Genomic DNA, 15,621 nt, shown 5'->3' with positions numbered 1-15,621 from the left:
TAGGCAACAAAAGGGACTTTATTTTCGTTAAGATATTGTAGTATTTTGTAAATTAAAGTTAGTTAAACATCTTCATGAAAAAAGCGGATATAAACGAGGTGTATGATGAAAAAAACGGTATATTTATTGTTATTTAGTTTTCTATTAGTCATGTTATTTCCATTTGATCACAGTGCAGCTGCAGAAGCACCCAGACAAACCAAAATTATATTAGATGGCAAAGAGCTTGCCCTTGCTAAAAATACTGAGGTTACAAATATTAAAGGGAATGTCATGGTCCCCCTTCGTATTGTGGTAGAAAATTTAAAATACAAGGTGGAATGGGAGCCGAAAACAAAAGGTATTGTTATTAAAAATGAAGATAAAACAATCGCACTTACAGTAAACCAGCAACAAGCAGTTGTAAACAAAAAGGAAGTTTTATTAAACGTTGCGCCTATCATTCAAAATCAATCCACTATCGTCCCACTACGCTTTGTGGGTGAGCAAATGGGATTGGATGTGAAATGGGATAATTCCAACAAAATTGTCCGTTTGGCACAACTTGAAAAGGAAGCTCCTAGCGATTCAGAAACCAAACCAGGCTCATCAACCTCATCCAATTCGACACAAAATAAGCCCCCTGTAGTCAAGGTCAACCATATTAAAAAGGTGGAATTGATTCAAAATGAATTACATGTAGCATGGGACGGTGATGTGAAGCCAACGGTATCAAAGATTGGTAATCCAGAGCGAATTATTGTTGATCTTCCTAATACGACTTATTCGGATACGTTTGGTAACGATCATCCACTTGATGCAAGCTTAAAAGGGGCTCTAAATATTACCGATCCTACGACTGTAACTGGCGTGAGATATGCGCTCTTTACTCAAAGTCCTGATCAGGTTCGTGTTGTGCTTGATTTAACGGAAGCAACACCTTATACAGTGACACAGGATGCAAAGTCACAGCAATTAATTGTTAAGCTAGATGATTCAAATTTATCACAAGGGTCTAAGCCCACGGAGCCTACGAATACAGAGCCTACAACACCAACAACACCTTCAACCGATCCAACACAGACGCCAGTTACGCCAACTATACCTGATTATAGCAACGATGGACGGAATATCGTTGTCATTGATCCAGGGCATGGAGGCAAAGATCCAGGGACATCCGGTATCTCAAACACGCAGGAAAAGGATTTTACATTAGCGGTCGGCTTAAAGGTACAGGCACTTTTGCTTCAAGAGCCTAACATTGAGCTTTATATGACACGTGTAGATGACACTTATCCAACTCGTCCTGAACGTGTGAAGCTAGCTAATGATCTCCAAGCTGATGTATTTGTATCTATTCATGGTAATAGCGTTCTGGAATCACCTAATGCAAATGGCACAGAAACATATTGGTACAAACGAGAGAACAGCAAGCAATTAGCTACTATCCTTCATAAGCATTTACTACAACAAATGGGCTTAAAGGATCGTCGCGTAAAAGAACAAAGCTTCGAAGTCATTCGTGAAACAAAAATGGCAGCAAGCTTGGTGGAAGTCGGCTTTTTGAGTAATCTATCCGATGAAAGCTTTATGTTTACAGAGGATGGACAAAATAGAGCAGCACAAGCGATCGTGGACGGCATAAAAGAATATTTAGGGCTCTTATAGAGCTACGTCGCAGAGGGTGGTTTCAACCGCTGTTAAAGACTGATTTTCTTGAATTTATAATGATAGGTTGAAAATCAGTCTTTAAAGGCGGCCGCTTTCGCTTTTCCACCACCCTCAGCTCCTTCGCTGGAGTTTGGTTATTGTAAACTAATAATTTTAATGATGAACCCTAATAAATTAAAAACTCCAATTCACTTAATCTGTGAATTGGAGTTTTTTCATGAACATATTAGATAATTAAAATTAGCTGTTCAGTTGTGATTAAAGAAGATCAAGGATTTACTGTTTGATCTAATTCGAGGTTCCGCTAGTTTCTCCAACATTGGTTTGAGCACTTTGTGCTTTAATAGAAGTCTTTCCAACATTCTTAAGTGTTGAATATGCATCTCCTTGCGTTGAATTAGTAACAACATAAATATTGTAGGTTATTTTTGTAGTATCAATTTTATTACCAGTTGAGTCACTAGTAAGAGTTACAACAAGGTTATTACCTGTTATTCCTCCATTTTTAGCTAATTGTGATGCAGCTAAAGCTGTATCAGGCTGATTAACTTCACTTGGTACCGCTACTACAGTGTAAGATGAAATATTTTTAGTATTACTTGGTGCAGTAAGTGTAACTAAGATTGACTCACCAGCATTAATGTCAAAATTCGCACCATCCACTGGTGATACATTATCAGGTTTAGGCAATACATCTACCTGATTTGAAATACCTGATAATACATTATTTCTTATATTATCTTTAGCTACTGATAAAACCTTAATATTATAACTTGTATTATAATTTAAAGGACTACCATTAACATCTCTATCTGAAACAACAGTAACCCCATTTGTATTACTACCCGAAGCAATAGAGGTGTAATTTCTACTGCTTAATTGATTAGCTTCATCTATAGAATAATTCCTAGCTTGTGATGAAGGAATAACCAAAATCCGATACTCGTTAATATTGCTCTCATTACTTGGTCTAGTAAAGCTAACCTTAATATCCCCAAATGCGCCTGTATTCCCATTAACAGTTGCGCTTAGGTTACTTACAGCCTGCACCACAGAGCTATCTGCTAATGTGATCGATGATGAGCCATTAGATAAGGCATTATTTACTGATGAATTGGTGTTGCTCACAGACAAGACAAACACGGTATACGGTACACCTTGTTGAATTCTATCCCCATCTGTATCTCGTGCATCAGAGTTTAGTTGACTAGAATTCTGAGAGCCATTTTTATAAAAGATTGTGTAGTAACGGTTACTATTTGCTTGGGTCAAATTAAATGAATTTGCTTTGCTTGTTTTCACAACATAAACCTGATATCGGCTTAGGTTATTTTCGTTACTTATAGCCGGGAAGGTAACACGTAAATCACGGCCATCTCCAAAATCGGCCACATCAGCTGTACTCACATAGGACACTGCATTTACTGATGCATTGTTTCCTAATCTGATGGTAGAAGAAGCATAGGATAAGGCATTATCGCCACTGCTATAGCTATTTCTTACGGACATTACATACACTTGATAGTCTACATTGTTTTGAATGAGATTCCCTCTGACATCTCTTGCGCTAGAGGATAACACTTGGGTAATGTTCGCATTTCGTTTACTGATGCTTGTATAGTAGTAACTGCTTAAAGAATTTGCTTGATACAAATCAAAATTGCCATAATAGGTCGGAACAACGAATACACGATATTCGCTAATATTGCTTTCACTATATGGTTTTGTAAAGCTAACCTGTAAATCACGGCCATCCCCATAATCCGCTACATCATTTACATATAAGCTAGAAACACGCTCTACTGCTCCTGCATTTGTATTTAGCGTAATGAGACTAGATGCACTAGACAATGTATTGGTTCCATTATAAGTGCCTGAGCCCACTGCCATCACAAATATACGATAGCTGACATTGTTGCGAACGAGGTCACCATCTGTATCCCTAGTGTTATACGACAAGGTTTGAGTGAGGTTATAGTTCGTTTTATTTACTGACGTATAATTTGCACTAGATACATAATTGGCTTGACTTAAATTAAAGCTACTTTGCTTGCTATTTTTCACAACGAAGATGCGGTAACCAGAAATTCTGGACTCATCGGAAACTTTGTTAAAGCTGACACGCAAGTCTCTGCCATCCCCATAGTCACTAATATCCTCTACTTTAGTAATAGCTGGCGCTGTTAATGTACCTTGGTTTAAAACTAAGCTTGAAGAAGGATTAGATAACTTGTGATCCACCGTATTCGTATTATTACTTACTGACAGCACAAATGCAGTGTATGACACACCGTTTTTAATTAAATCGCCAGATGTATCTCTTGCTGAAGAAGAAAGAGTTACTTTAAGTGAAGAACTCGTTGATTTATTTACAGTCGTATAATATTGACTTGAGGCTCCAATCGCTTTTGCAAGTGTAAAGCTGTTGCTATCTTTTGTTTTAACAATAAATACACGGTAATTTGCAATATTGCTATCCGACTGTGGACGCGTGAAGCTTACTGATAAATCACGGCCATCCCCATAATCACTGACATCACTCATCACGACATTTGTAGCTACACCCACGCTTTGCCCGTTTGTCAACGTAACCTGGGAAGAGCGTGAGGACAATACATTGCTAATGTTACCTTTGCCTACTGCAAGCACATAAGCTACATAGCTTTCACCATTACGAATTAAATCACCATCAACATCTTTAGCACCAGAGCTTAAAACCGTTGAAGGGTCTGTTCCTGTTGCTAAAATATTTGTATAGTATCCTGCAGATGTAGCTCGTGTGGCACTTGTAATATTGAAGTTATTTGCTGATGAAGCTTTTACAATATATACGTTATAGCTTTGTACCAGCGATTCTGTAGTAGATTTTCCAAAGCTTACACGTAAATCTCTGCCATCTCCATAATTAGCTACATCAGTTAATGTAATATTACGCACTGGATTAATGGTATTGTTGCTTGGTGGTGTATTATTGTTATTTCCGGGATCTTCTGTCGTTAAAATCGTTACAGTTCGCGTACTCGTTTGCCAGCTCACGCTTTGCCCTAATGCCTCACTTACAAAACGAACAGGCACCATCGTTCTTGCCTTATAACCTAGTGGCGCTACATCAAGACTTACTTTTGTACCGTTGATGGTCGCAACTTTGGAGTCTAGATAAAGGATCATTTCAACTCCATCTTTGTATGCTGTAATCTTCCGCTGTTTAGGCTCCCATGAGACTGAAGCTCCTAGCTGCTCAAAAATAGCACGAAGTGGCAGCATTACTCTTCCTTTAATCATGATTGGATCAACATCTGTTGGTAATTTGTCTCCATTAATATTAATTGTAATCGGTATTTGCTTCGTAGGTGCTGCTTCCACTGGTGTCTGAAATAAAACTGGAATAACTAATGATCCTGCCAAAAGCGCAGCATATAGCTTCTTTGCCTTCACCTTATCCGCCCCTCTCATCATATTGGCACTTATTTCCACTTTAATTATAAATTATAATTCCAGAATAGGAACAATAATCTAAAAATAATTTTTGCCTATTCCTTAAACGTTCATAGTTCACCAAATGTTTCAGCAAAAATATAGGATTTATTCATATTCATTTAATGTTCGTGAGTTAATATTAATAACAAGCAAGTTAAATAAGTAATTTTGAAGTCAAACAACACACAGAAAACCTCTCGATTTTAAAAATACTGAAACTACATATCACTTCAATCGTATCTATAATAGATGTGCTGATTATTTTTAGAGCAATCTGTTTAATTACTTAGAAGTGATGAGGAAAGGATTACTTTACATGAATATAAAAAATATTATTATTATGAGTACGATGGCATTGGTAATCAGTTTAAGCTCTGGTGTATCAGGATATCGTGTTAGTGCACAGGTACTTCACCCATACGGACAAGAGGAAAGAAATGTAGATGGCTCTGGCGGTGAGGATCCGTTGCTTGCTTCACTTGGTGTCAAGGATGATAAGCGATTGTATGATCAGCTATTAGAAGGTCAATCTCTTGCAGATATCGCAACTGAAAATCAAGCTTCCATCGATGATGCTCTACAAGTGCAAACCACACAGCTACAAAGCCAAATTATTAAGCGCTATCAAGAAGGACAAATTAATCTTGAGCAATTAAAGCTACAGTTACAAGAGGCAGAGGAAATTATTGCAAATAGTGCTTTCACAAGATACAGTATCGGAATTTAGTCTTTCATCATATTTTAAGAACACGACATCTTCCCTAATTTATAGGTGGAGATGGTGTGTTCTTTTTTTATGTATTCCCAATAGTTTCCTCTAAGACAATCACTTGGCATAAACAAAATTAATTAGTTATTGACAAAAAAGTTGCACAGGAGCAAAATATGATTAGATCATAACTATATTGCTACATCAAACGATTAACAATAAATAAATTAACAGATAGCTTTAACAGAAAGAAGGAAAAATCATGAAGGCTATGACATCAAGTAAAGAAGCGGCCTACGAAGAATCAGCAATATTTACCTCAGCAAATGGTGCAAGCCTTGAGGAAATTAACAATACCGTTTCTCTCCCTAAAAATGCAGGCTTTTGGAAAAAGTTAGCCGCCTTTAGTGGTCCTGGTGCATTAGTAGCTGTAGGCTATATGGACCCAGGCAATTGGATTACCTCCATTCAAGGTGGCTCCCAATTCGGGTATACACTCCTTAGCGTCATTTTATTATCTAATTTAATTGCCATGCTCTTACAAGGCATGTGTGCAAAGCTAGGCATTGTGACTGGCATGGATCTAGCGCAGGCAACACGCAAAGCAACCTCGAAGCCTATTGCCATTGTTTTATGGATCTTAACTGAACTGGCTATTATGGCAACAGATATTGCAGAAGTCATTGGTGGCGCCATAGCACTCCAATTGTTATTTCATATCCCACTTTTAGTTGGCGTATTAATTACAACCTTTGATGTACTACTTCTATTATTATTAACTAGGGTTGGATTTCGCAAAATTGAAGCGATTGTTGCTACCTTAATTGCAACGATTTTTATCGTCTTCTTATATGAAGTAATCTTATCCAATCCAAGCATGGGTCCACTACTTCGTGGTTTTATTCCAAGCACTGAAATTGCAACAAATGGACATATGCTACTTCTTGCATTAGGTATTATTGGGGCAACGGTTATGCCACACAATTTATATTTGCACTCTTCGATTGTACAAACGAGACAATTTGAACGAAATACAGAAGGGAAAAGAGAAGCGGTTCGTTTTGCGACCATTGACTCCAACATACAGCTCAGCATCGCATTTGTCATTAACTGCTTATTGCTTATATTAGGAGCGGCATTATTTTTTGGTACCACAAGTGATTTAGGTCGCTTTACTGACCTTTATAATGCTTTAAGTGATAATGCAATCGTTGGAGCCATTGCAAGTCCGCTGTTAAGCACCTTGTTTGCAGTTGCATTGCTTGCATCTGGACAAAATTCAACAATTACAGGTACGTTGTCAGGTCAAATCGTCATGGAAGGCTTTATCGAGATGAAAATGCCTACCTGGCTACGCCGCATCATTACACGCTTGCTCGCTATCGTGCCTGTTATCATCTGTGTTATTATTTACGGCGGTAGAGAGGATGCAGTCGAAAAGCTATTGCTATACACCCAAGTCTTTTTAAGTATTCAGCTTCCCTTTGCCATCATTCCTTTAACGATCTTTACAAGTAGTAAAAAGCTAATGGGTGAATTCGCTAACCCAGCATGGATGAAATATTTAGCATGGACGATTGCAATTACGTTAACTATTTTGAACTGCTTCCTTATTTACGGCACATTTGTAGGGTTGTAAAACATCAAAATTGTAGTATTAATACGCAAAATAGAGCTAGCTTAATTTCCAAGATACCCATAGAATTATATACTAGCTAGTTGAGCATTGTGATGCTGTAGCATGCTGGCTTAATTATTGGATATTTTGAGGAGAGAATAATGGTCACTTTTTTATTAGTTATTATTTATCTAGCATTTTTAGGACTCGGGTTGCCTGATGGACTATTGGGCAGCTCTTGGTCTGTATTGAGGCTGGATATCGGTGCCACCACAGAGATGGCAGGGTATATCTCATTAACCGTATCGTCTGGTACCGTCATTTCCAGCTTATTTGCCAGCAAGTTATTACACAAATTTGGTACGGGCAAAGTTACGCTTGGTAGTATTTTTCTTACCGCAATTGCCTTAACAGGCATATCTTTTTCAGATGCCTTCATCTATCTAATCCTGTTAGCAATTCCACTTGGCTTAGGAGCAGGTTGTGTAGACGCAGCTTTATCTAATTATGTTGCCCTTCATTTTAAAGCAAAACATATGAGCTGGTTACATTGCTTTTGGGGTGTAGGTGCGATGACTGGACCTATCGTGATGTCATACTGGTTGAGAAATGGGAACCAATGGCGCGCAGGTTTTATAACCATCGCTATAATGCTTACGATTTTGGTGCTTATTTTATTATTTACTTTATCCTTGTGGAAAATATTTGAGAAGGAAAAGTCTGCTGATGAGGAAGAAGCAAAGGTTGTCAGCAATAAAGAGGCTTTACGAATTCCTGGCGTGAAAATGTTTATGCTCACCATGTTATGCTATAACGGTACAGAAGCGGCTGTTAGCTTGTGGATTGCGACATTCTTAATTGAGAGTAAACAACTCTCACCTGCTTCGGCAGCGGCGCTTTCCTCAATATTTTTTATCGGAATTATAATTGGACGGTTGGTATCTGGCTTTTTATCGACATATGTCTCAAGCAAACACCTTATTCGTTATGGCGGGATCATAGGCTGTGTAGGATTCATTATACTCATTACCCCTGTTCCTTATCCTGCTATGGCTAGTGCCTTATTTATTATCGGTTTTGGTGGCGCACCTGTCTATCCAAGCATAGTACATGCAACACCAGAACGTTTTGGGGAAAAAGCCTCACCAAGTGTGATTGGGCTTGAAATGGCAAGCGCTTATGTAGGAGCTACCTTAACCCCCTTGCTTGTAGGTCTAATCGCCACCCAATTTGGCATGTTTTTGATTCCAATTTTACTCCTATTGCTGTTCATCATTATGTTTATTGCGTCTGAAATGGGAAATCGTGTTTTTCGCCAGCAAAAGCTGAATTAATTCTGAAAACAGCCCGAAGTTCACTCCTTATGCATACTTTGACAAGCTAAGGCACAGGGAGCGCTACGGGCTGTTTTTTTATTAACGTTTAGGCAGTAGCTTCACATACTGATCTGATAATTTCATAAGCTCCAGAATGTAATCGTAGTCACTTCGATATTTTGCAAAGTCTGTAACGGGCTCAAGTGTATTTATTGAGGTTGCTTGTCCGTCATCAAAGCCTTCACCAGGAACAAATAAAATATCATCGTTAAAAAAGGATCCTGTAGGAAGATAATATCTCATCCCCACGACATTATGATCAATATTAAGTAAATCTTGTCCAAAGGCTGTAAATTGTGCATCCTTAAGCGATATACCTAATAAATTGGCTAAGGTAGGCATGATATCCAGTTGCCCACCTGTACGCTCGATCACCTTGCCATGGCTTTCCCCTGGGATATGAATAATAAATGGAATATTAAATCGACTAATACGATCATCATAAGGAATTCCTAGCTTGGCTGTAATTTCTTCTGCCCCTGTCTCCGTTGGCTGGATACCAAAATGATCTCCATAAAAGGCAAGGATCGTATTTTCCCACATGCCCTGTTGCTTCAGACTATTAATCAACTGACCAATCGCATAATCAGTATAGTTGATCGCCATAATATAGTTACCAAGGTTACTTCCCTCTAATTCCGCAGGTAACGTAATTTTACGTTTATCCTGTGGCACAACAAATGGGGAATGACTAGAGGTTGTAACAAATTGAGCATAAAAAGGCTTAGATTGTGCTTGTAGCTGACTTAATTGCTCCATCCCTACTCTATACATTTCCTCATCCGACGCCCCAAAATCGTTAAAATGATCATTGTTATAATAAGGACGATCAAAATATTGATCAAAATTAAGGGCTGGATATAGGCGATGCCGATCCCAAAACTTTACGTCATTGATATGATAGGTTTGCGCTACGTACCCTTTACTTTGCAGTAAACGTGGCAAGCTTGGCAATTGCCGATTACCAAATCCTTTAGACATCGCAACGGTGGCTGTAGGATAAATCGAAGTATTCGACATGAATTCGGCATCTGACGTATTGCCAGTTCCAATTTGCTGATAAACATGAGGGAAATATAAGCCTTCCTTTGCAAGCTGATTCAGCACAGGCGTAATCTCTTGTCCGTCTATTTTCAAGTTAATCGGAAAATTTTGAAAGGACTCCATTTGAACTACGATTAAATTTTTACCTTTTGCAGCGCCAAAATACTGTGCTTCTTTCGCCACCGCATCTGTCTCTATATTTTTGTAGTTATAGCTTGCTTGATGCTCTGCGACCTGCTTCTCAATCTCATGTAAATTTCCTTCAGCAATTAATCGCTCTTCCTCTTGATTACGAAATACTGCATCAAATTGAAAATTAATGAAGCCCACACTTTCAGCGCGAACAAGCTCATTATCGATACTTCGACCTGCCTTGACGTACATACCTGAGGTCAACACACAAATGGCAAGCACCACGCCTATACCTAGCTTCCATCCCCATGTCGGTTTAAAACGGCGAGATGAGAAGGAATAGTTGTCCCCGTAGCTAGATCCAATATCCGAGCGAAAACCAGAGCCAAAGCCCCCATTAAAGCCATAGCTAGAGCGATTTCTTCTATTTAAAAACCATTTAATGATCGCCCATACTGCCAAAACAACAAAATCAGCAAAATATAAAAATTGCTGTGGACGGAGTAACGCGCCAACACTGGCCTTTACTTGAGGGACTTGGTTTAACTCACCCAATACTAAATAAGTGGGCACTGTTCCAAAGTGTGCAAAATATAGGGTTGCCGCAAAAAGTGTAAATGAAATAATAAAATTTAGGCTCCAATATATAACCGCACGTCTGCGCCACTGAGTTGGAATTATCAGCTCGATGGTAAATAAAAGGAGTAACAGCGATAATATGTCACCAGGCATCCCTTTTGCGTGAATACCATCATAAAAGAAATATCTAAGTAATATCACCTTAAACACAATTAGAAGTAATGTAAGCCAAAACTGAGACTTACTTTTAAATAAATTAAAAATAATGTCCATCTCATTTCTATAATAAAATTAACTTTTTATAGTTTCCTATTATAACATGCTCATTTTATTTCTCCACCCCACAATAAATAGATGAATATAGCCATGCTTTAGTTCATTTTTAAATTTTGAGGTAGTGATTGTTTAGACACAACCTATATAAAAAAAGAAGCCTTCTCTTCGCTTACGCGATGGGCTTCTTCTTATATAAATCATATCGAATTTTATTATATTTATTAATCAATTCATCTAAGAACATAGATTGCTCTAATACCCTTTGGTCCATAAACCCGTTTATCTCAGCTAAATGATGTAACTCTACTCTTGCAACTTCTATTTTATTTTTCAAGCCCTCATGCCCTAGCACACGATGCACCTCCCATGAATATTTTAGGAGATGATGCTAAATATTTGATACCTGAGCCTTGTGCATATCATAAAAATTCCCATTAAAATAATAAATGACTATTTCGCTATTAGTGATTAATAGCAAATCCATTGGATTACATTATAATAGAAATAGTAATATATATCAGGAGGATAACTTAGATGGGAAAAACTGCACTAATTATAGGTGCCAGCGGGTTAGTAGGTCAGCACCTTTTGCAAATATTATTACATAATGAAGCCTATGACCATATTGTTGCACTTGTTCGTTCATCATTAAATGAACAGCACTCGAAGTTAACTGAACATATCGTAAATTTCGATAAGCTAGAGGACCAACCTTCTTTATTTGCCGTTGATGATGTGTTTTGCTGTTTAGGGACAACGATTAAAAAGGCTGGAAGCCAAGAAGTGATGTATCGGATTGATGTAGAGTATCCGGTTACAATTGCAAAATTGTCACAGCAGCAAGGCGCACAGCAATTTCTCGTAGTTAGTGCTATGGGGGCAAACCCTAACTCTTCTATTTTTTATTCTCGCATGAAGGGCGAACTGGAGCAGAAGCTCGCAAGACTTGCCTACCCTTCTCTATCGATCCTCCGTCCTGCATTATTACTTGGAGAACGGAATGAAGTAAGAGTTGGTGAACAACTAGGCGCGATTGTGGCAAAAGGGACGACTTGGTTGATGGCAGGGCCTTTAAAGAAATATAAGGCGATTGAAGGCAAGCAGGTGGCACAAGCGATGTATAACCTAAGCCAGCAGAACAAGGCTGGGGTTCATATTTATGATAATAAGCAATTACATGAATTAGCTTTCTCTTTATAAATAAGCAAATTCACTTCTAATTAAACTGTAAAAACAAAAAATAGAGACAATGTGGTTTCTTCTGTTAAAAAGTAGTCACCACAACAAACTTTTTTACGAAGACGAAATCACTTTTGTCTCTATCACCATCATCTCCTATCACCATCGAACAAATTTGACTCTTTTCTGACTGGTATATTTACTTTTGTAATGAAATTTCAAATTTAGAACCAACCTCACCTGCAAATACAATGCGGCCGTTCTCTGGTAAGACAACCTCATTATTACCGCTGACTACGGTGTGATTAATACAAATTCCAGTCTGGTCATAGATAGCAAAGGCTCCATTTGCAGGCAACTGCACTGTCATAACTTTTCCTTTTGCAGTAGCTGGTACTGAAAACCATTTGGCATATCCATCTGCTTGAATGGTTGTTGCAGATTTTTTGCCCGAATAGAGTGGTTTCACCAGTTCCTCACTAGCGTATACATAACCTAAAGCTGTAAGATACTCGCCTCCGTCCTTTTGAGAAAAATGAATGTGCATCGTATCACGTCCGGCAATGCCAGGAATCTGCAATAGATTTTCTGCTTCGTTTGCTCCAATAATTTTATGATTAGACATATACCCTGGATTCTCTTTATTCAACTGAATAGGCAGGATGGATTTAGAATTAAGATAAAGCATGGATGTATATTTCTCATTCACCACATAGTATTTTTTACCATCACGCTTTTTCCATGTGTCTGAAATCTCCTTGGATAATTCATTGGCTGTAAGCTTCTCCGCTTTATATTCTGATGTAGCCACTTGTCCGAGTCCTGGAACGGATATATACGATCGAGACCATAGGTAGGTATGCCCGTTTTTCTCCTCAACAAATTTCAACTTTTCTGTGCCTTTATCGTTAACAAACGTACCATCCGCGGTATATGTGTATTCTTGATCCGGGTTATTTGGAGCTGTTAGCGCGGATACAGTCATTTGTCCGGTGGGATTTATTTTGATCTTCGTAACTGAATTATTTCCACCATACATCCCCGCAAACTCGGAGATTTCTTTAGGCATATCAGCCTTCACAGGTACACCAAATGATTTTTCCGGTTTCCGTTCTTTAATAATGCCCTTTTCTTCAAGTGCGTTAAGTAATAGCTCACTCGCAATGAATTGATTGGTTGTGCTTGCTCCGCCTGAAGAGGTTACGGCTGCAGCCATCTTATATTCCGGAAGTATGACGAGTGAAGAGTGATAAGATAACGTATCTCCACCTTTCGTAACAGCCTTGATGCCATAGTCACTGAATGGGAACAAGTCCACACTATCCCACCCTAATCCGTAAGATATAGAAGAATCACTATCCTCTGGCCACATGCCTCTTCTGTATTCTTTTTGCTCCATGGCTTCTACCGACTTGTTGGAAAGAATGCCTTTGACCTCACCCGTGAAGATTCGTGAAAATTTGACCAGATCTTCAGCAGTGGAATACAAACCTCCAGAAGCAATAACATTATAATTTCCTGTTGGAAGTTGTCCTTCATAATTAGGGGAATAGACTCCTGCCATTTCTGCCGAATTAACCACATCCTGTGGTGTTATCGTATGGTTCATATCCAAAGGCTCCGTGAAATACTTGTGTATAAATGCGGTAAAGTCGAGGCCGCTAACCCTTTCAACCAGAATTTCACCTAACGTAAAGCCGTCATTGCTATAGACTGAGTATGCCCCAGGATCTGCCTTCAGATTTTGATTCGCCAGTTGATCGAGAAACGTATCATGTGAATACGTGTCATTATCTCCATACAATGCGGCATTGCTGGCTGAGGTACCTAGAAGACCCGAAGAGTGATTTAATAACATACGGGGTGTAATTTGTTTGTATCGATTATCTTTCATTGTAAAATCAGGCATATAGTTCACAACAGGCACATCCAAATTGATCTTGCCCTCATCAACCAGCTTCATAACAGAAGCTGTAAGAAACATTTTACTGGTTGAACCAATACCATAGATGGTGTTCGAAGTAAGAGATACCTTGTCATTTATGTCGTTTTTTCCGGTTTGATCGGACACCACAATCTCTCCACCATCAATAAGTGCATATTGCAGACTCGTCGTACCGTACGTCTCAGTCAGTAATTTGGATTTTTCAATTGCAGCATTCTTCGTTTTTTCATAAGTAAGGATATTGTCGTTATTCGTGGCAACGGGTGTGGCAATTGCAGACGTTGGGGCAAGTATCGTCAGCATAAGAGTCACAGCAACGATAGTATTTCTTTTTATCGCTGTCCTCATACTCATTTTTATTTTAGTGTCTTTTACTTTCATTCTTCATCTACTCCTATCTCCATTAATGTGTTAAGTCACCTTAACAGGGGTGCTAAAGACAATGTAACTAATCAAGATGTCCCCCTTATGACTACATTATGAACAGAGAATGAACAGGAAAAAATCTGATTAACAAAAAAGTGCTTGATTGTGAGTGAAAGAAATTTTGTTGCTTCTTCCACTTTTATCAAGCACCAATTTGGTGTAGAGCCCATTTTATCAAATTATATTCTAAGCAATCAGGCTCGATGCTGTTCTTCAAAGCATTATAGTTTATTTATCTAACAACCTCGCAGCAGCAGCATTACTACTCACTTGCTCTGGGCTTTTACACCCAGGGATAACTGCGGTAACTGCCTCATGCCCCAGACACCATGCAAGTGCCCATTGTGCCATATCCACACCTTCTGGTACCTCATGTTGCGCAATACGCATCACTTCCTCCAGCTTCTGGCGTGTGGCTTCAGCATCATGCCGATGACGAACATCATTTTGCTCAAAGGTTGCTCCTGGCTTATATTTTCCACTCAAATAACCACTTGCTAATGGCACACGCGCAAGCACCCCTAAATCCTGACGTTGGCAGGAAGGAAACACAGTATCCTCTGGCGTGCGATCAAGACGATTATATACGACTTGGATTACCTTTGCATTCACACTTGAAGCTGCATCTGTCTGATGTAGATTGTTATTTTTAGCAATAGATAAACCAAGATGACGGATTTTCCCTGCCTGCACCTGCTTGTCCAACATCGTCCATAACTCGTCGTTATCAAACACTTGATCAGGGCCAGAATGGAATTGATATAGATCAATATAATCTGTACGTAAAGCACGTAAGGAAGCATCTAACTGCTGTAAAACATCTTGGGGTGCAAATACGTCTGTACGAGAGAAGTTATAATGAAAGTGATGACCAAATTTCGTAGCAACAACCCAATCCTCGCGCCGACGGCGGTGAAGATAATCACCAATCAAGCTCTCGGATAAATGATCCCCATAACATTCCGCTGTATCAATAAGGTTAATGCCTTCCTCTTTCGCTTGGTCCAAAATAGCATCGACTTCAGCCTGAGAAAAGGAACGCCCCCATTCCCCACCAAATTGCCACGTGCCAACTCCAATAACGGATACCTCAAGCTCCGTTTTCCCTAAACGGCGATAGTTCAATGATAACATCCTCCTTTATGATGGTTTGTTATCATATCATTATAAATGAAAACGTCGTTTACTCAAAAAATCTTATTTCTGGCTC

Annotated in this window: 10 protein-coding genes; 5 read left to right on the top strand and 5 right to left on the bottom strand. The window is 38.8% G+C overall.

Annotated features, from left to right (window positions below):
- Positions 1 to 105: 105 nt before the first annotated feature.
- Positions 106 to 1,647 (top strand): N-acetylmuramoyl-L-alanine amidase family protein, encoded by a 1,542-nt coding sequence (locus tag J2Z32_RS13295; protein WP_210089657.1) that lies wholly within the window; start codon positions 106 to 108, stop codon positions 1,645 to 1,647.
- 291 nt (positions 1,648 to 1,938) lie between these two features.
- Here the strand turns inward: J2Z32_RS13295 and J2Z32_RS13290 are convergent, their stop codons facing one another.
- Complete coding sequence (locus J2Z32_RS13290; protein ID WP_210089656.1) at positions 1,939 to 5,085, bottom strand: stalk domain-containing protein; 3,147 nt, start codon at positions 5,083 to 5,085, stop codon at positions 1,939 to 1,941.
- A gap of 358 nt (positions 5,086 to 5,443) precedes the next feature.
- Between J2Z32_RS13290 and J2Z32_RS13285 the strand changes: the two genes are divergently transcribed.
- The 3 genes from J2Z32_RS13285 (at position 5,444) to J2Z32_RS13275 (ending at position 8,788) form a co-directional block, all read left to right on the top strand.
- Positions 5,444 to 5,854: a hypothetical protein gene (locus J2Z32_RS13285; protein ID WP_210089655.1), complete on the top strand. Its 411-nt coding sequence runs from the start codon at positions 5,444 to 5,446 to the stop codon at positions 5,852 to 5,854.
- A gap of 253 nt (positions 5,855 to 6,107) precedes the next feature.
- The gene (locus J2Z32_RS13280) at positions 6,108 to 7,475 is read left to right on the top strand and encodes an Nramp family divalent metal transporter (protein WP_210089714.1); all 1,368 of its coding nucleotides are present in this window, start codon (positions 6,108 to 6,110) and stop codon (positions 7,473 to 7,475) included.
- 140 nt (positions 7,476 to 7,615) lie between these two features.
- On the top strand, positions 7,616 to 8,788 hold the full coding sequence (locus tag J2Z32_RS13275) for an MFS transporter (RefSeq protein ID WP_210089654.1): 1,173 nt from the start codon (positions 7,616 to 7,618) through the stop codon (positions 8,786 to 8,788).
- An 81-nt stretch (positions 8,789 to 8,869) separates the two neighbouring features.
- On the opposite strand, the gene J2Z32_RS13270 is transcribed toward J2Z32_RS13275, so the two are convergent.
- Both J2Z32_RS13270 and J2Z32_RS13265 read right to left on the bottom strand, forming a co-directional pair.
- A complete protein-coding gene (locus J2Z32_RS13270) occupies positions 8,870 to 10,858 on the bottom strand; it encodes an LTA synthase family protein (protein ID WP_210089653.1) in 1,989 nt (662 codons plus the stop codon).
- A gap of 172 nt (positions 10,859 to 11,030) precedes the next feature.
- Positions 11,031 to 11,213, bottom strand: coding sequence for an aspartyl-phosphate phosphatase Spo0E family protein (locus J2Z32_RS13265; protein WP_210089652.1), 183 nt, complete (start codon positions 11,211 to 11,213; stop codon positions 11,031 to 11,033).
- Between the two features lie 182 nt (positions 11,214 to 11,395).
- Between J2Z32_RS13265 and J2Z32_RS13260 the strand changes: the two genes are divergently transcribed.
- Positions 11,396 to 12,061, top strand: coding sequence for an oxidoreductase (locus J2Z32_RS13260; protein ID WP_210089651.1), 666 nt, complete (start codon positions 11,396 to 11,398; stop codon positions 12,059 to 12,061).
- A 178-nt stretch (positions 12,062 to 12,239) separates the two neighbouring features.
- Here the strand turns inward: J2Z32_RS13260 and J2Z32_RS13255 are convergent, their stop codons facing one another.
- Both J2Z32_RS13255 and J2Z32_RS13250 read right to left on the bottom strand, forming a co-directional pair.
- The gene (locus tag J2Z32_RS13255) at positions 12,240 to 14,366 is read right to left on the bottom strand and encodes a serine hydrolase domain-containing protein (RefSeq protein ID WP_210089650.1); all 2,127 of its coding nucleotides are present in this window, start codon (positions 14,364 to 14,366) and stop codon (positions 12,240 to 12,242) included.
- 273 nt (positions 14,367 to 14,639) lie between these two features.
- Complete coding sequence (locus J2Z32_RS13250) at positions 14,640 to 15,536, bottom strand: aldo/keto reductase (protein WP_210089649.1); 897 nt, start codon at positions 15,534 to 15,536, stop codon at positions 14,640 to 14,642.
- Between the last annotated feature and the right edge of the window lie 85 nt (positions 15,537 to 15,621).

It is taken from the genome of Paenibacillus turicensis, assembly GCF_017873435.1.
Lineage (GTDB): Bacteria > Bacillota > Bacilli > Paenibacillales > Paenibacillaceae > Fontibacillus > Fontibacillus turicensis.
This window is presented reverse-complemented; position numbering and strand designations above follow the sequence as displayed.